Origin of the sequence: Campylobacter sp. TTU-622, assembly GCF_016598965.1 — a bacterium.
Classification (GTDB): Bacteria; Campylobacterota; Campylobacteria; order Campylobacterales; family Campylobacteraceae; genus Campylobacter_D.
Genome location: NZ_JAENKR010000011.1, coordinates 1 through 25,752, shown reverse-complemented (window position 1 = coordinate 25,752; position 25,752 = coordinate 1). Strand labels below are relative to the sequence as shown.

Sequence of the window (25,752 nt, the reverse complement as noted above, 5' to 3'; positions counted from 1 at the left end):
TTTCTTGCACTTGTACTAGAAAGATTAATTAATTCATTTAAATTTCTTTTTAAAAGCCATAAATTTAAAATGTTATTATCTATTTTTTTAATATCTTTAAAAACAAAAGTAAGTTATTTTTGTGTAAGAAAATCCATGGCTTTTTTAACGCTATTGCAGTTTTTGATTCCATATAAAAATATCATTTTTTGCCTTTTTTAATTAAATTTGCTATCAAAAATGCTAATTCTAATGCTTGCTCAACATTTAATCTTGGATCGCATTTGCTTTCATAGCATTCTCTTAAATCGTATTTTGTAATATTGCCCACACCTCCAATACATTCTGTAACTTTTTTACCAGTCATTTCAAGATGAATTCCACCTGGAAAAACTCCCTCGGAATAAGATATTTCAAAAAAAGATTGAATTTCTTTTGAAATTTTATCAAATTCACGTGTTTTTAAATTATCAACCTTTATGGTATTTCCGTGCATAGGATCAATGCTATAAATTAAATTTAAACCCTCTTTTGAAAGTCTTTTAAAAATATTTGGTAAAATCTGATCTATTTTATCAGCACCCATTCTCATAATAAAAACTAAACGCCCCTCTTCATTATCGGGATTTAAAATTTGAGCAATTTTTATTAAATCATCAATTTTAGCACTTGGACCTATTTTAACTCCTATTGGATTTTTTACTCCACTTAAAAAATGAATATGTGCTCCATTAATATCCCTTGTTCTCTCGCCAATCCAAAGCATATGGGCTGAATAATTATAAAATTGATTGGTTAAATCATCAAGACGTGTCATAGCCTGTTCATAAGGTAAAAGTAAAGCTTCGTGAGAAGTATAAAATGTATTAGTTATTGTATTGCAATCATTTTGAATACAGAAATATTGAGAAATTTTGGCACTTAAATCTTGGTATTTATTATCAAGTTTATTTATTTTAATAAAATTTAAAATTTGATTTAAATTTAATAACTTATTTTTGGAAAAATTTCTCAATATCTTTAAAGTTTTAACACTTTGGTAATATGCTTTAAGAATTCTATCAGGATTTGGTACTCTTTCTTTTTCATCAAATTTAAAATCATTAATAATATCACCACGAAAACTCGGTAAAATTTTTCCTTGATATTCTTCAAATTCTAAACTTCTTGGCTTAGCAAATTGTCCAGCTATACGTCCAATTTTTACCACAGGAAAATCTCCAGAAAAAGTCAAAATTATAGCCATTTGAAATAAAATTTTAAACATATTATTAATATTTATGATATTAAAATCATCAAAACTCTCAACACAATCACCACCTTGAAGCAAAAAAGCTTTCTTACGTGAAACTTCTATTAAAGCATTTTGAAGATTTTTTATCTCATTGGTAAAAACTAATGGAGGTAGTTTTTCTAATTTATTTAAAACCTTTTCTAAATGATTTTGATTAGGATAAACTGGCTGTTGTTTTATAGGATAACTTTTCCAAGAATCTTTGCGCCAAATTATTTTAGTTGTATCCAATGATAAAATTTCCTTATAAAAACAAACAATCAAAAGAAGAAGAAATAATTAAAAATATAATTACATCTTGCATTTTTAAAACTTTAAACCTCTATAAAAAAGATAAAAACATCAATTTTATATAGATTAAAATAATCTTTTATAAAAATTATATATTTTGCAAATTTATTTTTACTTCATTTGCAAGTATTTAACTTTTTAAGATAATGGCTAAAAAATATGAGTGTATGATTAATATTCATTACACTCAATAATATTTAGGCATACTTGCAAAAATCATTAAAATATTTTAATAGAAGCTATGACTTTTCTTGTAATAATACTTTATATAAGTTATAAATATTATCAACAATTTCAACTATTCTAAAAAATTTAATAAAATTTATTTTTTATATTTTTAGAATGTTAAACTATAGCTTCAATTATTTTTTAAGTTCTTTGATACGAGCTGCTTTACCGCGTCTATCTCTTAAATAAAAAAGTCTAGCACGACGTACGCGACCTTTTCTTAAAACAACAATACTTTCTAAACTATCACTATAAATAGGGAAAATTCTTTCAACTCCTACGTTATTAGCACCTATTTTACGGATAATGAAAGTTTCATCAACACCATTACCTCTTCTAGCGATACAAATACCTTCAAAATTTTGAATTCTTGTTTTATCACCTTCTTTAATACGAATTGCAAGTTTTAAAGTATCTCCAGCACGAAAATCTGGAATATTTTTACCTTCAATTTGTTTAGCTTCAAATTGTTCAATATATTTATTCTTCATAATAATTCCTTATTTTTTGCGCTCATGTTCTAAAAACAAATCTGGATGAAAAAATTTTGTTTTACAAGACGCCAAAGTATTTTTTAAATCGGAAATTCTAGCGTGATTACCCTTTAAAAACACTGAAGGAGCATTATTTTTTTTATATTGTTTTTCAAATATAAAAGGTTTTGAAAAAGCAGGAGCTTCAAGCAAACCAAATTCAAAACTTTCTTCTTCTAAACTCTTTAAATTTCCTAAAACTCCTTCAATATTTCTTGAAATTGCATCACAAAGCATCAAAGCAGGTAATTCTCCTCCTGTTAAAATAAAATCTCCTATACTAAAAATTTCATTAGCAAAAATTTCAAATACTCTTTCATCTATGCCTTCATATCTTCCACAAACAAAAATAAGATGTTCTTTTTTACTTAAACGTTTAGCATCTTTTTGATTAAAAGTTTTTCCACTAGGAGAAAGAAAAATAAAATGAGATTTTTCATTCTTTTGTTTAATAAAATTTAAAGTTTCAAATAAAGGTTCAATTTGCATTAAAAGTCCAGCTCCACCTCCTATTTTATAATCATCAACTTTTTTATAAGCATTAAAAGCAAAATCTCTAGGATTATAAAAATCAATATTTATAATTTTTTTTTCTAAAGCTCTAAAAAGTATAGAGTCTTTAAAATAAAATTCCAATAAATGAGGAAATAAACTAACAAAAGTAAAATTCATGAATTCTCTAAAATCAAAATTGCTTCGTTAGAACAGAAAATTTGATGTTTGTTAATATCAACTTTTTGAATGTATTTATCAACATAAGGAATAAAAAATGTTTTAGAATAATTTTTACTTAAAAGTTTTTCATCTGTTTGAATTTCTAATAAATAAGAAGGTCCTGCTTTAATAATATTGCAAACATTACCAAGTTTTTGTTTATCATCATAAACCTCAGACTCTAGAATGTCAAAATAAAAAAATTCATTTTTTTCTAATTTACAAAATTTTCTAGTTTGCTCTATACTCTGATATAAAATAAGATTTGTTAATTTTTTAGCTTTATTTAGATCTTCATAGCCTGCAAATAAAATAGTGGAATTATAATAATTAAAATCTTTAATTATTATAATTTCTTTTTTATTAATATAAAAAGAGTTATCTTTTTTAAACTGAGTAGGAAAATCACTCAGATTATAAAGTTTTATATAACCTTTTAAACCAACAGTTCTACCAAGTTTTGCAACTTGAATTAATGTTTTTTCATTCAATTGATTTAACCGTTACACGATAAGATGTTAAATCTTTTACTTTATAGGCGGAAACAACTGTTTTGATAGCATTAATCATTTTGCCATTTCTTCCAATCAATTTCCCTGTATCAATTTTATCCGCAAAAACAATAAGTTCTATGATATTATCTTCCAAATCTACTTTTTGAACTTGAATTTTATCTGGGAATTCTACAATTAATTTTGCATATTCTCTTAAAAAATCTTCTACCATTTTATTTACTTGTAATAGAAGCAACCTTATCGCTTAATTTTGCACCTACACTTTTCCAATACTCTAAACGTTCTTTATCAAATTTAATAATTTCAGGATTTACCATAGGATTATAATACCCTATACTTTCTATCCAACCACCATCACGACGTTTTCTACTATCAGTAACTACTATACGATAAAAAGGTCTTTTAACTCTTCCCATTCTTGTAAGTCTAATAACTGTCATTATTTCTCCTTAAAATTTCTAAAGATTTATTTAAAAATATTTTTTAATATCTTTAAATAAATCTTCAAAATTGCTTTCTTGATTGTGACATCATTTGCATTAAGCTATCCATACCTTTTTTTCCAGAAAATTTTTTAGCTAATTTTGCAGCATTGGAAAATTGTTTTAAAAATCTATTTACTTGAATTTGAGATAAACCTGAACCTTCTGCTATACGACGTTTTCTTGCATTATTTAATAAAGAAGGATTTTCTCTTTCTTTTGGGGTCATCGAAGAAATCATAGCTTTAATATGAACAATCTCTTTAGAATTATCCAAATCAAGATCTTTTATTTGAGAACCTAAATTAGAAAGACCAGGTATCATTCCAATAATGGATTTAATACTGCCTAGTTTTTTAACACTCTCCATTTGCTCTAAAAAATCATTGAAATTAAATTCACCTTTTTTAATCTTTTGTCCTAGTTTTTTAGCTTCTTTTTCATCAATAATAGCAGCTGTTTTTTCAGCCAAAGTAGCTAAATCTCCTTCACCCATAATACGACTAACTATCCTATCTGGAATAAAGATTTCTAAATCAGCTACTTTTTCTCCAACACCTATAAATCTTAAAGGAATTCCAACTTGTCTTGCGATACTTAAAGCAATACCACCTTTTGTATCAGCATCAAATTTGGAAAGTATAACACCACTAAGTCCTAAAACTTCATTAAAACTTGTTGCTGTTTTTACACCATCTTGACCACTCATAGCATCCGCTATATAAAAAATTTCATCAGGAGTCAAAATGTTTTTCATTTCTTTAAGTTCATTCATTAAAGCTTCATCAATAGCTAAACGTCCAGCTGTATCAACTAATAAAACATCAACCATTAATTCTTTAGCTTTGCTTAAAGCACTTTTAGCAACATTTAAAGGATTTTTTTCATTTTCAATATAAAATAAATCAATTTCATTAGCTTGACAAAGTTGGCGTAATTGTTCTACAGCAGCTAATCTTTGTAAGTCACAAGCTGCTACTAAAACTTTTTTATTTCTAAGTTTAAGATAATGAGCTAATTTAACTGTACTAGTAGTTTTACCACCACCTTGCAAACCAGTCATTAGGACAATTGTAGGAGGTTTAGAACTAAAAACAAAACCCTGAGTTTTATTTGGAATATTTAAAATATTTTCTAAATTAGTTTTTATAGCATCTAAAAACTGCTTTTGACCTATTCCATTTTTCTTAACATCTTCTTCTACCAAATATAAAAGTTCTTTTGTAACTTTATGATGTACATCGGCTTTTAAAAGTGATTTTTTCAAAGTCTCTAAAGCATTTTTAAGAGCCTTTTCATCATCAATAAAACGAATTTTATTAATAGCTGATTTAAAAGAATCGCTAATTAATTCAAACACTTAATACCTTTCAAGAAATTTTATATTCTAAGAAATTAAAATTTGTATTATAAAGAATTTTTCCTTAAATACCTTTAAAAAACTAAATTTTTTAAATCAAAACCAAACTGATTAAAATCTTGATCGATTTTTGATTTAAAAACATAATCTAATATTTTTATTTCATAACTTTGAAGATACATTCTATTACTTGGAATCTTAGCATATTTTTCATCTCCTATAATTCCATGTTTTATAAAATGAGTATGTACCCTTATTTGATGTGTTCTACCTGTTAAGATGACAATATGTGCTAAAGTTTTTTTTCCTTGTATCATAAGCGGAGTGATTTTTGTATGAGCTTCTAATCCTTGTTTTGATACTTTACTATATGCACCTTTTTTATTTTTTAAAGTTAAAATAGGCTCTTTAATTTCAATTTCTTCAGCAATAATTCCATCAAGCAATGCTATATAACTTTTATAAACTTTTTGTTGTTTAAATTCTTTTATACATAAAGTTCTAAATTCTTCATTTTTACAAAGTAAAATTACTCCACTTGTCTCTTTATCTAAGCGATTTAAAAGTTTTGCATTAAAATATTTTTCTAAATTTTCGCTGATAAAAGAATGGGGTTTATAAATAGCTAAAATATTATTATCTTCAAAAATAACATAAGGATTTTGTATTTTTTTGATGATAAATTTAGCCTTATTATGCAGCAAAGTTCTTGCTAAAACAAGTTTTTTTCCTTGAAAAAAAACACAACCTTGATCAATTAAATCTTTAGCTTGATGATTTGAAATTCCTTCTTGTAATGCTAATAATTTATAGGCTTTTTCTTGCATTAATACCCTTTTTAATACTTTCTATAATAAGATTTAAATTATTTTTGTGGATTATCTTGGTCTTTTTTTGAAGTTTGCGAATTTTATCATCTAATTCATTTATATCATTACACAAATAAATATTTTCAACAGCTTCGTATAATTTTTTTTGATTGTAAAAATAAATTCCTGAAATTAAAATATTATCAAAAAAAGCTGCTTCTATAGGATTATGACCACCTATACCCTTTATAAAAGAACCTCCAAGCACAACAATATCAGAAATAGCATAAAAATTAACAAGTTCTCCTATGCTATCTAACAATAAAATAGGACTTTTAAATTCATCTTTTAAAGAAGATGATAGATTTAAAGAGCTAAATTTTACAAAGTCTAATTTTTTATTTCTAAGTAAATTGGCAACTTCCTCAAAACGTTCAGGATGACGTGGAGCTATAATAAGTTTTTCACCTTTTTTTAATGTAAAATGCTCTAATAATAAATACTCTTCTCCTTTGTGAGTATTTGCAAAAATAATTAATTTTTGATCTAACTTTTCATAATTTTTATTTACTTGTATTTTTGAATTAATTTTAATATTTCCTGTAATTTTTACATTTCTAGCCCCTAAATCAATAAGTTTTTTTTTATCTTCCTTGCTTTGAGCAAAAACTTCATCAATATAAGAAAAAATTTTTTTATAAAAAAATGCAAATCTTTTATAATTTTTATATGATTTATCTGAAATTCTTGCATTGATAAGAATAGTTTTTGCACCTTTTAACTTAGATATTAAAATCAAAATTAGCCAATATTCTGCCTCAAATATTACTAATACTTTACACGGCTTAAGCCAAAAAGGGATCCAATTTTCAAAAACAAGATAATTTACTGATTTGCAAAATTTCTTTGCTTCTTCATAACCAGTTTGAGTAATTGTACTAATTCTAGAATCAAAAAGCAATGTCAAATTCTTAATACTTTTTACTTCGCCTAAAGAACAAGCATGAAAATGAACATCTTTTTTTTCTTGAATTAGATTTTTATATAAAAAAAATCTTGCTTTTAAACTATATTTATATTTCGCTTTTAAAAAAGAAAGAAAAAATAAAGGAATAGCTAATAAAATATAAGCTATCCATATTAATAAATAATAAAAAACGATCAATTTTCTTGAGATTCTTTATAGAGAATTCTACCGCAATGAGGACAAGTTATAATTTCCTCTCCTTTTATAATTGAAAGATAAGTCTTATCATAAATTCTCATAAAACAACCATAACAAGCCTGTTTTTTAACAGGAACTACAGCTGTATTTTTAGCCCATTTGCGAATTTTTTCATAAAAACCTAAAACTTTTTGATTCATTTCTTTAACTAATTTTGTTTTTTTATCATAGACATTCATTCTATCTTTTTCTAAAACTTTCATTTGTTCTTGAACGTCTATTTTAATTTGTTCTAATTGTTTCTCTAAATCTTCTTTTTCTACAAATAATTCTTTTTTATAACTTTCTTTATTTTCTAAAATTTTATCTAAACGAATTATCTCATCGTTAGCTGCATCAAGTTGCTCTTTAGCTATATCTTCTTCTATTTTTAATGCATTTGCTTCTTTTTCGGTTTTAACCATAGCACTTTTTTTTGAAAACTCTTTAATTTTCTCAGAAAATTCTAGAATATGAGTATTATTTTGAATTTTTTGATTCTGAATATCTTTAATCTCATCATCATAGTTATTTAATTGTATATTTATTTTATCAATCTTATTTTCTATTTCTTTTAAATTTTTATTGATACTTTCAATTTTAGGCTCAAAGTTATCAATTTCTTGGTCAATTTTTGATAAAGATACAAGTTGTTCAAGATATTTATTCATTAATTTTCCTTAAAAAATTTGGAATGGATTTTTTGAAACTTTTATTATAACCTTTAAAGACAAATTTTGCAAATCTTTTGCTAAAGCTTGAGCAAAACAACACTCACTTTCAAAATGTCCTATATCAATAAGGCTTAAATCATTACTTAAAGCCTCTAAAGCTTGATGATATTTAAAGTCTCCACTTATAAAACAATCAGCATTTACAAAAGGAATCAAATCTCCTCCGCTACCCGTGCAAATAGCTAGTCTTTTAATTTTTTCTTTTTCACAAAAACTTACTCTAAGCAAATCTAAATTCAATTTTTTTTTAATATGGTTACATAAATTTTTAAAATCTGTATTTATATCAACATAAATTAAATATTCTTCTTGTTTAAAATCTTTAAAACCTAAAATTTCTCTTGTAAAATAAGAATTTAAGTGACTTAGATCATAATTTGTATGTAAAGCAATTAAAGATATATTCTTTTTAATCATTTCTTTAATAAAAGCTCTAGGATATTTTCTTGTTGATAATTCTTTTAAAGGTTTAAAGATTAAGGGATGATGAACAATAAATAAAGAATTTTCATCAGCTTCTTTAAGTAAATTTGCATCTATATCAAGACTTAAATAAATTGTATTTATTTCATCATCTAAATCTCCAAGTAAAATACCGCTATTATCCCAATGTGCTTGTTTTTCAAAAGGACTTAGCTTATCTAAGAAAGAATAAATTTCACTCAGTTTCATTTAAATTTTTCTTATAAATTTGAGCACAATTTTTAGCAAGCTCTCTAATTTTTAACATATAATCTTGTCTTTGAGTTACTGAAATTGCCCCCCTAGCATCTAAAAGATTGAAAGTATGTGCTGCTAACATACAATAATCATAAGCAGGTAAAGCTAAATCTTGTTCTAAAATATTTTTACATTCTTTACATGCATTTTCAAATTGCATATTTAAAAAATGAACATCACTTAGCTCAAAATTATATTTACTAAATTCATATTCGCTTTGTTTATGGACATCTGCATATTTAATAATTTTATTATTAGATTCACTCCAAATAATATCATAAACATTTTCAACGTTTTGAATATACATTGCAATTCTTTCCAAGCCATAAGTGATTTCTGCGCTTACTAAATCTACAGCTATTCCACCAACTTGTTGAAAATAAGTAAATTGAGTTACTTCCATACCATCAAGCCACACTTCCCAACCTAGACCCCAAGCACCTAAACTTGGACTTTCCCAATTATCCTCAACAAAACGTATATCGTGATTTTTTAAATCAAATCCTAAACTTTCTAAACTTTTTAAATATAATTCTTGTATGTTATCAGGACTAGGTTTTATTAAAACTTGAAATTGATAATAGGCTCCTAAGCGATTAGGATTTTCTCCATAGCGTCCATCTGTTGGACGACGACTTGGTGCAACATATGCTACAGACCAAGGTTTTTTACCTAAACTTCTCAAAAAAGTTGCCGGATGAAAAGTTCCGGCACCTGCTGGCATATCATAAGGTTGCATAATAGCACACCCTTGATTTTGCCAATAATTTTGTAAATTTAATATAATTTGTGAAAAAGTCATTTTAGCTCTCTTGTTGTATTTTATTCAATTTTTCATTTTTGTCTTTATTCATTTCTAAATCAGGCTCAGTTTTTGCTCCAAAAATTTCAGTCGTTTTACTCCACATTAATTTATACTTGCGTTTTAGAAATTCCACTTCTTCGCGTGTATGTTTTAATTCTGTATTTAAAGTTTCTATAGTTTTTCTATCTGCATCATATAATTCTTGCATAGAATAAAGAGCATCTTTTAAAAATTTATTTTCATTTTTTAAAGCTTCTAATGTTTCATCTTTAGCATCTAAAACTTTTTCATGCAAATTTAAAATGGTTCCTATTGTTTTTTCAACAAAACTTTCTCCTGCTAAAGTTATAGAATTAACCATAGAATTTTTTGATGTAGTGCTTGGAACTACGCTAAAAGTTCCTTGATTTGCTTCTATATAAATTTTATCATCTTCTTCTTTGAAATTTAAAGAACCATTTGCCATCATACCTTTAACAACATCTTCGCTTAAATGAACTAATTTACAAAATTCGCTCAATTCTAGATAGGTTTGCATTTTTTGTTCCTTTATTGTAATAAAACTTCAATTTCTTTTGAATCATTGATAATTTTTTCATATTGTTTTTGCCTATCTTCTAATAAAGCTTTATTTAAATTAATATCATCAATAGCTAAAATTTGTATAGCTAAATAAGCCGCATTAACAGCCCCTGCTTTACCTATAGCTAAAGTTCCAACAGGAATTCCACTAGGCATTTGAACACAAGAAAATAAAGCGTCCATGCTAGCCAAATTTGAATTCGGTATAGGTATAGCCAATACAGGTTTAATAGTATAAGCTGCACAAGCTCCTGCCAAATGAGCTGCCATACCCGCTGCTGCAATAAAAACTTTTGCTCCCCTCTTCTCAGCATCTTCTATATATAATTTTGTTCTTTTGGGACTTCTATGAGCTGATGTGATAATTAGCTCATAAGAAACATTAAATTTTTTTAAAATTTTTTCTGCTTCTTTGACAAATTCATAATCACTTTTACTTCCCATCAAAATTGCAATAAAACTCATGCAAGCTCCTTGCGTAAAAAACTAAATTCTGGAATAGAAATTGGTAATTTTATCTCATTTTCATTTCCGCTATGAATTGTTTCAAATTCTTTATTATTTTTTGCTATCATTTTTTTAAATTCTATAAAATATTTATCATCTTTTTTATAAATTGCTCCTAATTCATTATCGCATTCTTGAATCTTTGCTCCTAATGGGCTTAAAATTTCATAAGGCGTCTGTAACGAAATTTTGCCTTTGCATTTAAAAAAGTCTCCATCTTCTGTAAAAGCACATACTTGATGGGTCCCTTCTTCAATGCTTGAATTATGATTTTGCGTATCTTGTTTTTCAAAAGGACGTGAAACTAAATAGCCATCTGTAAATCCACGATTTTTTAAGGTATTTAACTCATTTTCATATTTTTTAGCTTCAAAGCAACCATTTAAAACATCTTGTATTGCCATTTTATAAGTTCTTGTTGTAAGAGCTACGTAATACTCACTTTTAGTGCGTCCTTCTATCTTAAAAGCTTGGATACAATTTTCCTGCATTATCTTTTGAATATAAGTACCTAAATTCAAATCTTTAGAATTAAAAATATAAGTTCCATTTTGATCTTCTTCTAAACGAAATAAAGTTCCATTATCTGAATTTTTTGCATAAAGTTCATAATTAAACCTACAATCATTAGCACAAGTTCCACGATTGCTCATTCTTCCACTTTGAACAGAACTGATTAAACAACGACCAGAATAAGCAAAACACATAGAGCCATGTACAAATGCTTCTAATTCTATATCACAATTTTCTTGAATAGTTTTAGCATCTTTTAAAGAAAGCTCTCTTGCAATCACAATACGTTTTGCACCCATATTTTTATAAACTCTAGCATCAAGATAATTTAATACATTAGCTTGAGTAGAAATGTGTAAAGGTATTTCGGGAGCAAGTTCTTTTGCCAAATTTAAAGCACCAAGTGATGCTATGATAAAAGCATCAGGGTTCATTTCTTTTAGCTTTAATATATGTTTTTTTAAACCCTCAATTTGAGAATTAAGATGAAAGCCATTTAAAGTAACATAAATTTTTTTACCTTTAGAATGTGTATAATCAATAGCTTGTTTAAAGGTTTCGTAATTAAAATCCTTAGCCGTTCTTGAGCGAAGAGAAAAATGATTAACCCCTGCATAAATTGCATCAGCACCATAAGCTAAAGCTATTTTTAATTTGGTGAAATTGCCCGCTGGTGCAACAATTTCAGGTATAATCATTTTTTTCCTAAGGTCGCTATTAATGCTTCTATATCATCGTTACTAACAACATCAGTGGTACTATCTCCTTGTATATGTACAGCAGAACTTACACGTTTTTGATCATCAATTTTTCCTTCAAATAATGAATTCATATAACGACTAAGAGATCTCATAACATTAATAACACGCTCAATTTTTTGACGATGAATATCTTGATATTGCATAACATCCATTATCATCATCACTTCATCTTGACCGCTTTGTAAATTCTCAACAATATTGCTAATTTTATCTATAGCATTTTGATTAGAATTTAAAGCTTGTGAGAAACTTTCAACATTTGGAAATTTAGCATTTAATTTAGAAAAAATATCGATATTTTTATTTAAAATTTTTTTTAATTCATCACATAGACCTTCAGAATCTATAAAAAAATTATTAATAATTTCTAATTTTTCCATAATTTCTGTAGCTCTTTCTTCACTATCTCTTGTTACATCATCCAATTGATGGACAACTTTATGTTCTTTATTTGGAGGTGGTAATGGCCAACCTTCTTTAGGGTCTGGTTTATATCCAATATTTTCTTGAATTTCTTCATTATTATGTTCTTCTTCAGCATTATCTTCAAATTCAGTTGTGCTTTCCATTAAAGCATCAAGTTCTTCTTGGGTCATTACTATCCTTTAAACCTAAAAAAATAAAAAACAATTAACGAAATATTAGCTAAAAATATTTAAAAAAAACTTCATAGCTTTAAAAAATACATTTTAATAAAATCAGTATTTTATTCCATAAAATCTTACAGAAAATTAATATAGTTTATATTTAAAGAAATTATGATACAATCTTTCTATTAAAGTAAGATAAAAATAAGATAAAAAGGCAATAATAATGGGTAAATTTGTAAATAATATTGAAGAATTTTTTGATTTTTGCAAAGATAATGAAGTAATATTTGTTGATTTTAGATTTAGCGATCTTATAGGAACTTGGCATCATATTACTTATAATTTTAACTCTATAAATAAAGAAATATTTAAACAAGGAATTCCATTTGATGGAAGTTCAATTCTTGGTTGGCAACCTATAGAAAAATCTGATATGATACTTATGCCTGATGCACAAAGTGCATTTTTGGATCCTTTTAGTACTGATCAAACGATTATAGTTTTTTGTGATGTCTATGATATTTATAAAGAGCAAATGTATGAAAAATGTCCTAGAAGCATAGCAAAAAAAGCTATGAATGATTTAAAAAATAATGATATAGCAGATACAGCTTATTTCGGCCCTGAAAATGAATTTTTTATTTTTGATAATGTAAAAATTATAGATACCCCTAATTGCTCTAAATATGAAGTAGATACCGAAGAAGGCGAATGGAATGATAATAAAGAATTTATAGATAATTATAATACTGGACATAGACCAAGAAATAAAGGAGGATATTTCCCTGTTGCTCCTATAGATTCACTTGTTGATATACGTTCTGAAATAACTCAAACTTTAGAAAAAATAGGTATTAAAACTTTTGTTCATCATCATGAAGTAGCACAAGGACAAGCAGAAATCGGGGTTCATTATGGTACTTTAGTAGAAGCAGCAGATAATGTTCAAATTTATAAATATGTGGTAAAAATGATAGCTCATTTAAATGGAAAAACTGCAACTTTTATGCCAAAACCTCTTTATGGTGATAATGGTAGCGGAATGCACGTGCATATGAGTTTATGGAAAAATGGAGTTAATTTATTTTATGATGAAAAAGGATACGGAAAATTAAGCCAAACAGCTATTCATTATATAGGAGGGATTCTCAAAAATGCAAGAAGTGTTGCAGCCTTTACTAATGCAAGTTCTAATTCTTATAAAAGAATAGTTCCTGGCTTTGAAGCACCTTGTATATTAACTTATTCTTGTCAGAATAGAAGTGCAAGTTGTCGTGTGCCTTATGGTATTAATAAAAAAAATGCAAGAGTAGAAATAAGATTTCCAGATAATACGGCCAATCCTTATTTAGCATTTGTAAGCTTACTTATGGCCGGACTTGATGGCATTAAAAATAAAATAATACCTGTTGGACCTATGGATGAAAATCTTTTCAAACTCACATTAGATGAAATTCGTGAAAAAGGGATAGAACAATTACCTCATACCTTAAGAGGAAGCCTTGAAGCATTGATTAGAAACAATACATTTTTAAAACCTATTATGAGTGATAGTTTTATACAAGCTTATCAGCATTTAAAATTTAAAACTCAAGTTTGGCCAGTAGAAGCACGACCAACAGCTTATGAATTTAAAACTTGTTATTCTTGTTAAATAATAACAAAGCATAAATTTATGCTTTGTTATCCAACTCCTCACATATCTTTTCAAATTCTTTATAATATTTCCATTTTTCTATATACTCTGGATGATTTTCTCTAACATAAGTTAAATCATCATCTATTAAATTTTTTAATCTATTCCTTAAATCTTTCTGTTCTCTTAAATACTCTAAAATTTGCTCTTCATTAATAAGATTATTTTTAATATCTATTTCATGCTGTTCTAATGCATCAATATAATTATTAATATAATCTTTACATTTTTGAAACAATGCTTGATCATTTTTTAAGATTACATATTCCTGTTCTTTAATAAGTAATATAAGATTATCAAACATTAAAACTCTATTTTCAAATATGTCTTTGTTTATGTTTATAAAGCCTTGCTTATTATGATGAAGTTGATTTGTTGTAATAATAATTTTACAATTTTTATTAATATGCAAATTTACAGGTAAAACAAGTAAATCTCCTTGGTTTCTATTTGCTCTTCCTTCAAAAACTAAAGGATCTTTAGGTGGAGTAAAATTATATTTATGAGCCAATCTTGTAAAAGTATTAAAAGCATTTTTAGTATTAAATTCTGAAAATTCTAAACATTCTATACTTTTAATTTTATTTTTTAAGATTTTAAGTCTTTTACGGGTATTAAAATAACCATCCCCATAATTTAATATAATTTTATCTACATCTGAAACTTCTATTTTATAAGGATCTTTAGCATAAATATAATAAGGTTTATGAAACAAAGAAGAATTAATATGAGTTGATAAATTAATTTCTTTCATACCATAATAAATTCTACTTGGATCATATCCTATATGATTTAAAGCGTGTTTAATTATACTTATTGGATCTCTTGCTATATAAATTAAATTAATATTACAAGGAAGCAAATATAAAAGTCTATAATGACGCTGATGAATGGATGCTGTTTTAAAATTCATTAAAGAATTATAATGACTCTTTTGATCTAACCATACTAAATTATCAAATTTTTTTACTAAAATATTAAAAAAAGTTAATGTTGCAATAGAAGCACAACTATCCTTTTGTAGCCACACAAATTCATAATTATCAGGCAAAGGTAAGTTTAATTCCCAAGCAAGATTAGTATCAATAGTATGATAATTTAATTCTCCATTTGTATCTTTTAATTTATTTGGATCAAGCAAAGAAGGATAAGGATGATTTTCATCTTTATATCTTATTTTAAAATCACTTGAACTAAGCCATTTGTTTATAGTTTCAAAGTGTTTTATAACAAAGCTAAGATTATTTAATATAACACTTATTAAACTTTCATAATCTTTATGAAGATTAATTAATTTATGAAGCTTTTCTTGATAACTTTTATTTGTAAAAAAATCAATATGATTTAATATGTTTTCATAAACATTAGGGTTTAAAGAAGTGGTATACAAATTTAAAGTATCCAAAAGTTCTTTAATACTTGTATAATTATTTTTAGCTAGTTTAAATTCTTTAAGTAAGAAAAGATAAGATCCTTTATACCAATTCTTGTGAGTTTTAATTAAAGCTTCTCCCAAAAAATAACAAAGATGTAGTTTAAGCTTTAAAGCTTCTTTATAATCTTTACAATCTTTTAACGGTATATAAGTTAATTGTGGAAAAGCTTGTATAATTTGTTTATAAAGTTTTTTTTCTTTTTGATGAGTTTTTTTTAAAGTATAAAGCTCTTTTATAAGCTTTAAATACTCAATACCCCCCCCCAGAATATTATTATTTTTTATTTTTTTATCAAAATTAATTAAAGCTAGTCCAAGTTTATAAGAGAGAGTATTTTTAATTCTATATGAAGCATTATCTTGCATTATTATCCTTTTGTAAGAGAAAATAGCTATTTATGATTTTAAAATTTTGATTATACCCCCCCCCATTAAATTTTACTTAAATGAGAAAGATCAGAGAGTATGAAAATTTAAATTTCAAACAATAATGATTTCATTTTTAAAAAACTAATCCTTAAATTATTTTCTAAATTTATAATTAAAAAATATTATATTAAAGATTAAACCAAACTCTGGCGCGGCGGACGGGGCTCGAACCCGCGACCTCCGGCGTGACAGGCCGATATTCTAACCAGCTGAACTACCGCCGCAAAAGAATGAAGTGGTGGTCACTATAAGACTCGAACTTATGACATCCACCTTGTAAGGGTGGCGCTCTACCAACTGAGCTAAGCGACCTGATAAGATTTTGGCGACCCTTAGAGGATTTGAACCTCTGTTTTCACACAGAGAGAGTGATGTCCTGGGCCACTAGACGAAAGGGTCAAACCCTATAAAGTGGTGTCCCGTGTTGGATTCGAACCAACGGCCCCCTCCTTAAAAGGGAGATGCTCTACCGGCTGAGCTAACGAGACAATGGCGCGGCGGACGGGGCTCGAACCCGCGACCTCCGGCGTGACAGGCCGATATTCTAACCAGCTGAACTACCGCCGCAAAAGAATGAAGTGGTGGTCACTATAAGACTCGAACTTATGACATCCACCTTGTAAGGGTGGCGCTCTACCAACTGAGCTAAGCGACCTAAGTGGTGTCCCGTGTTGGATTCGAACCAACGGCCCCCTCCTTAAAAGGGAGATGCTCTACCGGCTGAGCTAACGAGACTTGTTTTAAAAACTGAAGTTGTGATTATGCCAAAATATCAAGTATTTTGTCAAGAGTAAAAAGAAAATTATATCATTAATTAACTCTAATAAAATATAATCTTATTTTAAACCTAAACTAAAGGAAAATAGTGCGTTTTATTTTTTTATTGATAATATTTTTTAATTTTATTTTCGCAAATATATTAAGTCTTGATAAGGCTTTTAATATCAAACTCGATTCAGATAAACAAGCTCTTTATATTAATTTTAAACTCGGAGATGAAATTTATCTTTATAAAGACAAAATAAAAATTAAACTTAATGAAAAAGATATTACAGATTTATTAAATTTTCCAGCTCCAATAACAAAAGACAATGAATATATATATTATAAAAATTTATCTCTTGCTATACCAAATACCTTACTAGATCAATATACACAAAAAAAAGATAGTTTATTGCAAATAACCTATCAAGGATGTTCAAATCAAGGCTTATGTTATCAACCTCAAAAAATTGATTATTCTTTAAAAGAAAAAAATAATATTTATACTTATTTAAAAATAAATAAAATAAAACAACAAAAATTAAATTCATTCTCTGAAGAAAGCATTATCGAGAAATTTATTAATACTGAAAATTTAGCGACTATTTTAATAACTTTTTTTGGATATGGTTTATTATTATCACTAACACCTTGCACATTGCCAATGATCCCTATTTTATCTTCATTGATTGTTTCAAAGGTAGGAATTTCAAAAAAATATAGCTTTTTTTTATCTTTTATTTATGTATTTTTTATGTCTTTAGCTTATGCAATTGCTGGAATCATTGCAAGCTATCTAGGTTTAAGCGTTCAAGGAATACTACAAAAACCTATCATTTTAATCTCTTTTTCTCTTGTATTTATTTTATTTTCCTTGGCAATGTTTGGAGTTTTTAATTTCGAGCTTCCTAATAAATTTCAAAATTTTATCCATAAAAAAACCCAGCAAGGTAAAGGTATAATAAGTATCGCTGCAATGGGATTTTTATCAGCTTTAATTGTAGGACCTTGCGTAGCTGCTCCTTTAGCTGGAGCTTTGCTTTATATAGCAAATTCTGGAGATATTATACTTGGAGGCTTAGCACTATTTATTATGAGTTTTGGAATGGGAACTCCTTTATTGTTTATAGGTTTAGGAATTGGTTTTATTAAACCTGGAGAGTGGATGCAAAAAATTAAAATTCTTTTTGGTTTTATAATGCTTGCTATGGCTATTTGGATTTTAGAAAGAATTTTAGATTTTAGATTTATTTTAATAGGGTATGGAATATTAGGTGTTTTTTTCTGTGTTTTTATGGGTATTTTTGATAAAGCAAAAAATTTTTTAAATTCTTTTAAAAAATCTTTACTTATTTTAATTTTCAGCTTAAGTATCGCATCATTTTTGGCTGGTATTTTTAATATTAAAGAACCCTTAAATTTTTATTCTAGCAAAACGCAAGAATATAACTCTTTAAATTTTATTTATATTTCAAATTTAGACGAGCTCTTAAATATTATTAAAAATAGCCCAAAAAAAATTATGCTAGATTTTACTGCTACTTGGTGTGAAAATTGCAAACTTTTAGATAATATTACTTTTAAAGATCCTAAGGTAATTAAAGAATTAAGCGAATATACTCTTATAAAAATTGATGTGAGCGAAAACAACAAAGAACAGATTAAAATAATGAAACATTTCAATGTCTTTGGCCCACCAGTTTTAATTTTTTTTGATAATAATCAAGAAAAATTGAAAATTATAGGATTTATCAAACCGCAAGATTTATTAGAAAAATTACTCTTGCGTTAAATTCTCATCTCTAGGAAAACCAACTTTATATGCATTAACACAATCTAAACTAATTATTGCATTATGACGACACTCTAAAGCTCTCTTTCTAGCCTCTTCTGGATGAGCTTTATAATACTCTTCGCTTTTATGCTCACATCCTGCTAAAATATATATAAGCACTACAAATAAAAATTTTATTTTCATAATTAATTCAACCTTTTTATTTATTTTCTTGTTCATTCTCATTATAAGAAAATATAGGTAACGACCATTTATATTTAATAGCTAAAAGTCTTATAGTCACACCAAATAAAAGCGATACAAGAGTGCATATTAAATCGCTAAATTCAAACCATATATTTAATGTAAAATAAACTGTTGCAGTAATAATAGCAATTCCTGCATAAATTTCTTTTTGAAAAACAAGTGGAATTCTCATACATAGAATATCTCTTAAAATTCCGCCAAAAACACCCGTTATTACCGCTGCAGATACTGCTATAATATAACCATAATTTAGTTCAATTGCAATTTGTGCACCAAGTATGCTAAAAACAACAAGCCCTATGGCATCAAGAGTTAAAAACAAACCTTCAAGTTTTGTAACAATACGTGGAATTCTTGTAGCAAATAAAGCAAAAAAACAAACTAAAATAATATATTCTGGATGCTTTACCCAAGTAAGCGGATAATGTCCTAATAATATATCTCTAATACTTCCTCCACCAATTGCAGTAACCAAAGCAATAAATATAACACCAAATAAATCCATTTTATATCTTCCAGCAGCCAAAGCGCCTGTCATTCCTTCAGCAGATATTCCAATAATATATAAAATAGTAAGAAGCATTGATTTTAACCTAAAACATTTTACAATCAATCTTATAGTTTTTTATTTTTTTATCTTTGACATTTTGATTTGGTACTTGATAGCACTCTTTATAATTATCCGCCTTTAAAATTTTAATATAATGGCTTGGAATGGCAATATCATTTTTAATAAATTTTGGATTATCTTGATAAATTACCAAATTTAAAACTTCGATACTCCCATTTTTTAAAGCAAGTTGTCTTTCCCTTTTTTCTATTTTATTCCAAATTTTATTATTAATTTGTTCATTTTGTGGAGTAATATTACTCATTAAAAAAACAGATTTTTGCGCAGCCACACTAAAACGAAAAGAAGCATTTGGGGCAGTATGACCTCTTGTATAACCGCTTTTTTTATAATCTTGCCAATAAGTTCTATATTTTTTCGGTATATTTGTATCTTCTTCAAAACGTGGTCTATTTTTTAACTGATCGATTTTTAAATTTTTAGCTTCTACTTTATAAGCTACTGCTTTTGTTCCTTTATAACCATAATCATAGCAATTTAGATAATAAAATTTATCCAAAACCAAAGAACATTCTTCATTTTTAAAATATTTTTTAAATTCTTCACTAGGTGTATAATGATCATTGGCAAAAACTAGGCCAAAAACAAAAAACAAAATAATAATACTTTTTTTCATAATGGTAAAATCTTTTTGATATTTTTATAAAATTTTATTCGTAAAGATAGATTATACTTTAGTTATTCTTAATAATTATTGTATTTTTGTAACATTAATTTTAATTTACATTAAACTTTATTTAGTTTTTATAATATTTTCAAGCAAAGATTTTTAAAATTAAAAATAAAATAATTTTTAGGAGTTTATATGAGTTTAAATTTTGACTTCTATGCAACATTAGTTGTCATAGTTTTAGTTTTATTGCTTGGTTTTTTTATAACAGACAAAATTAAATTTTTAAAAGATTACAATATTCCAGAACCAGTAGTTGGGGGTGCTATTGCATCTATTATTATACTTCTTATTTATTCTTTTGGAAATATAAGTATCAAATTTGATAACTCATTTAAAGATCCTTTGATGCTTGCTTTTTTTGCCAGCATAGGTTTATTGGCAGATTTTTCCTCTCTTAAAAAAGGTGGGAAAAAATTAATTATTTTCCTATTTGTTATATCTGGATTATTAATAACTCAAAACATTATAGGAATTGGTGTTGCTAGCGTTATGGGGCAAAATCCTCTTATCGGAATGCTTGGAGGTTCTATTACTATGAGTGGTGGTCACGGAACAGGTGCTGCTTGGGCAAATGAATTTATAAAAGCTCCCTATTTTTTTACACCAGCAACTGAAGTTGCCATTGCAAGTGCTACATTTGGATTAATAGCTGGTGGTATTATAGGTGGTCCTGTTGCAAGATTTTTAATCAATAAATATGATTTAAAAACAAAACAAGAAGATAATTTATCACACGAAGCTATTTTAAACTTTGAGGAACCTCAAAAAGAAAAACTTATCACTCCAACTTCATTTATAAAATCTCTTGCTTTAATAGGCCTTTGTTTATTAATAGGAAGTTATTTATCTTCTTGGATTAAATCAAGCACAGGTTTTACATTGCCAACTTTTGTATATTGTCTTTTTGTAGGGGTTGTTTTAAGAAATGTTCTTTCTATTTCAAAAGTTCATCAAGTATTTGATAGAGAAGTTTCCGTTCTTGGAAATGTTAGTTTATCGCTTTTTTTAACCTTTGCCTTAATGACAGTTAATCTTTGGGAACTTGTTTCCCTTGCTTTACCAATCTTAGTAATCTTAATTTTTCAAGTTATTACTATGATTCTTTATTCTATATTTATTACCTTTAAATTTTGTGGAAAAGATTATGATGCAGCAGTTTTAGCAGCAGGACATTGTGGATTTGGTCTAGGAGCAACTCCAACTGCTATGGTAAATATGCAGGCAGTTACTAATCATTATGGGCCAAGTCATATGGCATTTATCATTGTACCACTTTGCGGTGCATTTTTTATTGATATAATTAATGCTTTAATTATAAATGCTTTTTTATACTTGCCATTCTTTGCCCATTAAATTAGTTTATCTTGACTTTTACATAAATGAGCTAAAAAACACTCTTTACAAAGAGGTTTTTTAGCCTTACAGGTATATCTTCCAAAAAGAACCATTGCTTGATGAAGATAATTTAGATTATCTTTAAAAATTTTTGTTAAATCTTTTTCAGTTTCTTCTGGAGTTTTTGCTTTACTAAGTTCTAAGCGATGTGATACTCTAAATACGTGAGTATCTACGGCCATAAAATTTGCTCCACACCACTCGATTAAAACCACATGAGCAGTTTTTTGTCCAACTCCAGCTAAAGATTTTAAATCTTTTTCATTTAAAGGAATCTCTCCATTAAAATTTTCACATACAGCTTTTGCCATTTTAATTAAATTCTCTGCCTTATTATTAAAAAAAGAACAAGTTTGAATGAAACTTTTAACACTTGATAATTTAGCATTTGATAAAGATTTTATATCAGGATAAGCTTCAAAAAATGCAGGAGTAATTAAATTAACTCTTTTATCAGTACATTGGGCTGAGAGCATGACGCAAACCAAAAGTTCATAGAGATTTTTAAATTTAAGTTCTGTTACAGGTTTATCAAATTTTTTTAAAAAAAGTTCTTTAATTTTTAAATTTCTTTTCATTTTTTTATTTTAGTTAATTAGCTTTAAACTAAGTTTAGATATAATTAATTTACAAATAATTTAAAAAAGGAAAACAAAACAATGAAAAAAATTTCTTTAATTGCGGCATCATTAATTGCTGGAATAAGTTTTAATTTAAATGCAGCCACCGTAGCTGTGCTAAATGGTAAAAATATTAGTGATACTGAAATAAATGAGTTTTTCGCACCAATGTTAAGAGGTCAAAATTTTTCAAATCTTCCACAAGAACAAAAAAAGGCTTTGATTCAACAATATATTACACAAGAACTTGTTTTGGAAGATGCTAAAAAACAGAATTTAGAAAAAGATCCTCTTTATGCAAAAGAGCTTGAAAAAGCCAAAGAAGGTATTTTATTAGCTGTTTATCAAGAAAAAATTCTTAGCTCTATTAAAGTTGATGAATCAAAAGTAAAAGCATTTTATGAGCAAAATAAAGATAAATACGTTCAACAAGCAAGAGTGCAAGCAAGACATATATTAGTTTCTAGTGAAAAAGAAGCTGTAAATATTATTAATGAACTTAAAAATTTAAAAGGCGAAGCATTGCTTAAAAAATTTAGTTCTATTGCAAAAGAAAAATCAATAGACACAGGATCGGCTTCTCAAGGTGGAGAACTTGGATGGTTTGATCAATCAACAATGGTAAAACCTTTTACAGATGCTGCTTTTTCTCTTAAAAATGGAGAAATAACAAAAACCCCTATAAAAACTAATTTTGGTTACCATATCATCCTAAAAGAAAATTCACAACCAAAAAAACAAATAGCATTTAACGAGGTAAAACAAGGAATTGAAAACGGACTCAAATTTGAAGAATTTAAAAAAATAATGGCACAAAAAACTCAAGAACTTGTTAATAAAGCAAAAGTGGAATATAAATAATGGGAATTTTAGATATAGTAAAACCTGGAGTTATGACTGGAGATGAGCTTAATAAAATTTATGATTATGCTAAAGCTGAAAAATTTGCTATTCCAGCTGTCAATGTCGTAGGAACTAATTCTATTAACGCTGTTTTAGAAACAGCAAAAAAAGTAAATTCTCCAGTTATTATTCAATTTTCAAATGGAGGGGCAAAATTTTACGCGGGAAAAAATTGCCCCAACGCAGAAGTCCTAGGGGCAATTAGTGGCGCAAAACATGTTCATTTGCTCGCAAAAGCCTATAATATTCCTGTAATATTACATACTGATCACGCTGCTAAAAAACTTTTACCTTGGATAGATGAACTCATTAAAGCAAATATAGACTTTAAACAACAGCATTCTCAAGCACTATTTAGTTCACACATGCTAGACTTAAGTGAAGAAAGTTTAGAAGAAAATTTAGATATTTGCAGCTCTTATCTTAAGCAATTGAGCACTTTGGGTATTTCTTTAGAAATCGAATTAGGTTGTACAGGGGGAGAAGAAGATGGTGTTGATAATACAAATATTGACAATGCTAAGCTCTACACTCAACCAGAAGATGTGGCACTTGCTTATGAAACACTGAGTAAAATTAGCGATAATTTTACTATAGCTGCAAGTTTTGGTAACGTTCATGGAGTTTATAAACCAGGAAATGTTACATTACAACCTGAAATATTAAAAAATTCCCAAGAATATGTAAAAAATAAATTTAAACTTTCACATTCTAAACCTATCAATTTCGTTTTTCACGGAGGAAGTGGAAGTGAATTAAAAGACATACAAGATGCTATTAGCTATGGTGTAATAAAAATGAATATTGATACAGATACACAATGGGCATTTTGGGATGGTGTTCGTATATATGAAAATAAAAATAAAGCTTATTTGCAAGGACAAATTGGAAATCCCGAAGGAGATGATAAACCAAATAAAAAATACTATGATCCTCGTGTTTGGTTAAGATCTGGAGAGGAAAGCATGATCAAACGTTTAGAAATTGCATTTGAAAATTTAAATTGTATTAATAGAAATTAAACCAACCTTATCGTTGGTTTAATTGTGAGTATTTTTTAATTTTTACAATTAAATCAATCTAAAAAGGTCCAATATGGAGATAAAATCAGAAGAAATTTCAGAACTTATTTTGCCAGAGATTAAAGAAAAAAAAGGATATCTAGTTTATCTAAAAATTGTTTTAATTCCTGCTATCTTATATGTTTTGATTTTGCTTGGATATTTTGAAAAAATTAATTTTAAAGTTGAAATTCATACTGTTATTATGACAGGAATTATTTTTATAACTGCTTTAATTTTTGCAAGGCATAATGCTGAATATGCTTATAGTATTTTTGAACAACAAAAAAATGAATTTAAACAAGCTTTAAAACGCTATATTATGAAACATTTTTTAACCATAGGAAAAGATACAAAATCAAATGCAAATTTTAATGATTTTGCTTATAATTATATTAAAGGCGCAAGAAATGAAAATTTTGCCTCTATAGGCTCTGCAATTTTTCCTATGATGGGGATTTTAGGAACTTTTGTAAGTATTGCTTTATCTATGCCAAATTTTAATTCCAATGATACAGCTTCATTAGAACACGAAATAGCCCTACTCTTAAATGGAGTTGGGACGGCTTTCTATGTTTCTATTTATGGAATTTTTTTAGCATTATGGTGGATATTTTTTGAAAAATACGGAACAAGTAAAATTCAAAAATTATTAAATCGTCAAAAAAATTCTACAAATGATTTCTTTTGGACAAAAGAAGAAATTGATCAAAGATATCTACGTGAAAGTTTAGAACATTTTGATAAAATCGGAGCTATTTTTAAACAAGTAAGCAATAATGATTTTTTCAAAGAATTAGATCATGCAATTGATAGAAAATTTAGTATTTTTCAAGATATGTTAAATGTAGAAGAAAAAGCCATAAGACTTAGTAGTGAACACATTAAACAAACAATGAGTGAATTAAGTAGAGCGCAAAGAGATCAAAGGGATCTTGGTAGACTTTATTCTGAAATGCTTAATGCAGTTGGAATTTTAAATCAAAATTTAAAAGAAATTAGCACAAGAATGTCAGAACACTATAATCGTTTATTAGATATCAGCTCTGAAAAAATCACTCATTTTGATAAAACTTTAAGTAGTTTTGATGAAAAAGTTCAAAATTTTCAAAAGGGATTTGAACTTTATGAAAAATCTATGCTCGAAAATCAAGAAAAAATCTTTAATGGTTTTCAAACAAGTCTTTTTGAAGGTATGCAAAAATTTAAAGAAATTTATGAAGAAGAAAAAAATATCGATGAACAAATTGAAATAATGAATACCTTAAAAAAAGAAATCGAAGAGCTTGATAAAGAAACAAATGAAGTAATTACAAAACTTGAAAATAACAATTTACTTTTAAATGGCAATGCGACGCAAGAAAACAAAGAAGAAAACAAAGAAGAAAACAAAGAAGAAAACAAAGAAGAAAACAAAGAAGAAAACAAAGAAGAAAACAAAGAAGAAAACAAAGAAGAAAACAAAGAAGAAAACAAAGAAGAAAA

Annotated in this window: 27 protein-coding genes and 7 tRNA genes; 6 read left to right on the top strand and 28 right to left on the bottom strand. The window is 27.0% G+C overall.

The annotated features are described in order from the left end of the window. Positions 1-181: 181 nt before the first annotated feature. The 16 genes from JG677_RS02430 to JG677_RS02355 form a co-directional block, all read right to left on the bottom strand. A complete protein-coding gene (locus JG677_RS02430) occupies positions 182-1,486 on the bottom strand; it encodes a 3-deoxy-7-phosphoheptulonate synthase (RefSeq protein ID WP_200284971.1) in 1,305 nt (434 codons plus the stop codon). A 440-nt stretch (positions 1,487-1,926) separates the two neighbouring features. After that, complete coding sequence (gene rplS, locus JG677_RS02425) at positions 1,927-2,283, bottom strand: 50S ribosomal protein L19 (protein ID WP_200170390.1); 357 nt, start codon at positions 2,281-2,283, stop codon at positions 1,927-1,929. 9 nt (positions 2,284-2,292) lie between these two features. Beyond that, positions 2,293-2,997: a tRNA (guanosine(37)-N1)-methyltransferase TrmD gene (gene trmD, locus JG677_RS02420; protein ID WP_200284969.1), complete on the bottom strand. Its 705-nt coding sequence runs from the start codon at positions 2,995-2,997 to the stop codon at positions 2,293-2,295. Continuing rightward, positions 2,994-3,530: a ribosome maturation factor RimM gene (gene rimM / locus JG677_RS02415; protein WP_200284967.1), complete on the bottom strand. Its 537-nt coding sequence runs from the start codon at positions 3,528-3,530 to the stop codon at positions 2,994-2,996. The genes trmD and rimM overlap by 4 nt, the downstream gene beginning before the upstream one ends. Continuing rightward, complete coding sequence (locus tag JG677_RS02410) at positions 3,523-3,765, bottom strand: KH domain-containing protein (protein WP_200284965.1); 243 nt, start codon at positions 3,763-3,765, stop codon at positions 3,523-3,525. The genes rimM and JG677_RS02410 overlap by 8 nt, the downstream gene beginning before the upstream one ends. 1 nt (position 3,766) lies before the next feature. Further along, on the bottom strand, positions 3,767-3,994 hold the full coding sequence (rpsP, locus tag JG677_RS02405) for a 30S ribosomal protein S16 (RefSeq protein WP_200284962.1): 228 nt from the start codon (positions 3,992-3,994) through the stop codon (positions 3,767-3,769). Positions 3,995-4,058: 64 nt separating this feature from the next. Beyond that, positions 4,059-5,396, bottom strand: a complete 1,338-nt coding sequence (gene ffh, locus JG677_RS02400; protein ID WP_200284959.1) for a signal recognition particle protein — start codon at positions 5,394-5,396, stop codon at positions 4,059-4,061. A 74-nt stretch (positions 5,397-5,470) separates the two neighbouring features. Next, positions 5,471-6,223 carry a pseudouridine synthase family protein gene (locus tag JG677_RS02395; RefSeq protein ID WP_200284957.1) on the bottom strand — a complete coding sequence of 251 codons (753 nt, stop codon included), beginning with the start codon at positions 6,221-6,223 and terminating at the stop codon, positions 5,471-5,473. After that, on the bottom strand, positions 6,204-7,370 hold the full coding sequence (gene waaA / locus JG677_RS02390) for a lipid IV(A) 3-deoxy-D-manno-octulosonic acid transferase (protein WP_200284955.1): 1,167 nt from the start codon (positions 7,368-7,370) through the stop codon (positions 6,204-6,206). Before waaA ends, JG677_RS02395 begins: the two co-directional genes overlap by 20 nt. Further along, a complete protein-coding gene (locus JG677_RS02385; RefSeq protein ID WP_200217762.1) occupies positions 7,367-8,080 on the bottom strand; it encodes a zinc ribbon domain-containing protein in 714 nt (237 codons plus the stop codon). The genes waaA and JG677_RS02385 overlap by 4 nt, the downstream gene beginning before the upstream one ends. A gap of 9 nt (positions 8,081-8,089) precedes the next feature. Beyond that, complete coding sequence (locus JG677_RS02380; RefSeq protein ID WP_200284953.1) at positions 8,090-8,815, bottom strand: Nif3-like dinuclear metal center hexameric protein; 726 nt, start codon at positions 8,813-8,815, stop codon at positions 8,090-8,092. Further along, on the bottom strand, positions 8,802-9,665 hold the full coding sequence (glyQ, locus tag JG677_RS02375; protein ID WP_200217761.1) for a glycine--tRNA ligase subunit alpha: 864 nt from the start codon (positions 9,663-9,665) through the stop codon (positions 8,802-8,804). The genes JG677_RS02380 and glyQ overlap by 14 nt, the downstream gene beginning before the upstream one ends. Position 9,666: 1 nt before the next feature. Continuing rightward, entirely contained in the window at positions 9,667-10,206 is a 540-nt protein-coding gene (locus JG677_RS02370) for a DUF3972 domain-containing protein (protein ID WP_200170379.1), read from the bottom strand. A gap of 11 nt (positions 10,207-10,217) precedes the next feature. Then, positions 10,218-10,715 (bottom strand): 5-(carboxyamino)imidazole ribonucleotide mutase, encoded by a 498-nt coding sequence (gene purE / locus JG677_RS02365; protein ID WP_200284944.1) that lies wholly within the window; start codon positions 10,713-10,715, stop codon positions 10,218-10,220. Then, positions 10,712-11,968 (bottom strand): peptidase U32 family protein, encoded by a 1,257-nt coding sequence (locus tag JG677_RS02360; RefSeq protein ID WP_200284943.1) that lies wholly within the window; start codon positions 11,966-11,968, stop codon positions 10,712-10,714. The genes purE and JG677_RS02360 overlap by 4 nt, the downstream gene beginning before the upstream one ends. Continuing rightward, the gene (locus tag JG677_RS02355; protein ID WP_200284941.1) at positions 11,965-12,627 is read right to left on the bottom strand and encodes a chemotaxis protein; all 663 of its coding nucleotides are present in this window, start codon (positions 12,625-12,627) and stop codon (positions 11,965-11,967) included. The genes JG677_RS02360 and JG677_RS02355 overlap by 4 nt, the downstream gene beginning before the upstream one ends. Before the next feature lie 217 nt (positions 12,628-12,844). Between JG677_RS02355 and glnA the strand changes: the two genes are divergently transcribed. Next, on the top strand, positions 12,845-14,275 hold the full coding sequence (glnA, locus tag JG677_RS02350; protein WP_200284940.1) for a type I glutamate--ammonia ligase: 1,431 nt from the start codon (positions 12,845-12,847) through the stop codon (positions 14,273-14,275). A gap of 19 nt (positions 14,276-14,294) precedes the next feature. On the opposite strand, the gene JG677_RS02345 is transcribed toward glnA, so the two are convergent. The 8 genes from JG677_RS02345 to JG677_RS02310 form a co-directional block, all read right to left on the bottom strand. Next, the gene (locus JG677_RS02345; protein ID WP_200284939.1) at positions 14,295-16,118 is read right to left on the bottom strand and encodes a DUF2972 domain-containing protein; all 1,824 of its coding nucleotides are present in this window, start codon (positions 16,116-16,118) and stop codon (positions 14,295-14,297) included. Positions 16,119-16,328: 210 nt separating this feature from the next. Further along, positions 16,329-16,405, bottom strand: a tRNA-Asp gene (locus tag JG677_RS02340). A gap of 12 nt (positions 16,406-16,417) precedes the next feature. After that, a tRNA-Val gene (locus JG677_RS02335) sits at positions 16,418-16,493 on the bottom strand. 11 nt (positions 16,494-16,504) lie between these two features. Next, a tRNA-Glu gene (locus JG677_RS02330) sits at positions 16,505-16,580 on the bottom strand. Between the two features lie 13 nt (positions 16,581-16,593). After that, positions 16,594-16,669 (bottom strand) — tRNA-Lys (locus JG677_RS02325). A gap of 2 nt (positions 16,670-16,671) precedes the next feature. Then, positions 16,672-16,748: transfer RNA gene (locus JG677_RS02320), tRNA-Asp, on the bottom strand. A gap of 12 nt (positions 16,749-16,760) precedes the next feature. Then, positions 16,761-16,836 (bottom strand) — tRNA-Val (locus tag JG677_RS02315). 4 nt (positions 16,837-16,840) lie between these two features. Beyond that, positions 16,841-16,916, bottom strand: a tRNA-Lys gene (locus tag JG677_RS02310). A 130-nt stretch (positions 16,917-17,046) separates the two neighbouring features. Here JG677_RS02310 and dsbD point away from each other — a divergent pair. Next, on the top strand, positions 17,047-18,735 hold the full coding sequence (gene dsbD, locus JG677_RS02305; RefSeq protein ID WP_200284938.1) for a protein-disulfide reductase DsbD: 1,689 nt from the start codon (positions 17,047-17,049) through the stop codon (positions 18,733-18,735). Here the strand turns inward: dsbD and JG677_RS02300 are convergent. The 3 genes from JG677_RS02300 to JG677_RS02290 are packed head-to-tail and all read right to left on the bottom strand — an operon-like array spanning position 18,721 to position 20,231. Beyond that, positions 18,721-18,921 (bottom strand): EexN family lipoprotein, encoded by a 201-nt coding sequence (locus JG677_RS02300; protein WP_200169440.1) that lies wholly within the window; start codon positions 18,919-18,921, stop codon positions 18,721-18,723. The two genes, dsbD and JG677_RS02300, sit on opposite strands and share 15 nt — an antisense overlap. 16 nt (positions 18,922-18,937) lie before the next feature. Continuing rightward, positions 18,938-19,567, bottom strand: a complete 630-nt coding sequence (locus JG677_RS02295) for a trimeric intracellular cation channel family protein (protein WP_200169439.1) — start codon at positions 19,565-19,567, stop codon at positions 18,938-18,940. 10 nt (positions 19,568-19,577) lie between these two features. Further along, positions 19,578-20,231 carry a DNA/RNA non-specific endonuclease gene (locus JG677_RS02290; RefSeq protein ID WP_200169438.1) on the bottom strand — a complete coding sequence of 218 codons (654 nt, stop codon included), beginning with the start codon at positions 20,229-20,231 and terminating at the stop codon, positions 19,578-19,580. 189 nt (positions 20,232-20,420) lie between these two features. On the opposite strand from JG677_RS02290, the gene gltS reads away from it, so the two are divergent. Then, positions 20,421-21,641, top strand: a complete 1,221-nt coding sequence (gltS, locus tag JG677_RS02285; protein WP_200284937.1) for a sodium/glutamate symporter — start codon at positions 20,421-20,423, stop codon at positions 21,639-21,641. Here gltS and nth read toward each other — a convergent pair. Then, complete coding sequence (gene nth, locus JG677_RS02280; protein WP_200169436.1) at positions 21,638-22,261, bottom strand: endonuclease III; 624 nt, start codon at positions 22,259-22,261, stop codon at positions 21,638-21,640. The genes gltS and nth overlap by 4 nt on opposite strands. A gap of 81 nt (positions 22,262-22,342) precedes the next feature. Between nth and JG677_RS02275 the strand changes: the two genes are divergently transcribed. From JG677_RS02275 to JG677_RS02265, 3 genes are all read left to right on the top strand, one after another. Next, the gene (locus JG677_RS02275) at positions 22,343-23,164 is read left to right on the top strand and encodes a peptidylprolyl isomerase (RefSeq protein ID WP_200284935.1); all 822 of its coding nucleotides are present in this window, start codon (positions 22,343-22,345) and stop codon (positions 23,162-23,164) included. Next, positions 23,164-24,228 (top strand): class II fructose-bisphosphate aldolase, encoded by a 1,065-nt coding sequence (fbaA, locus tag JG677_RS02270; protein WP_200284932.1) that lies wholly within the window; start codon positions 23,164-23,166, stop codon positions 24,226-24,228. Before JG677_RS02275 ends, fbaA begins: the two co-directional genes overlap by 1 nt. Before the next feature lie 73 nt (positions 24,229-24,301). Further along, on the top strand, positions 24,302-25,752 hold a 1,451-nt coding region (locus JG677_RS02265), incomplete at its 3' end, for a MotA/TolQ/ExbB proton channel family protein (RefSeq protein WP_200284930.1).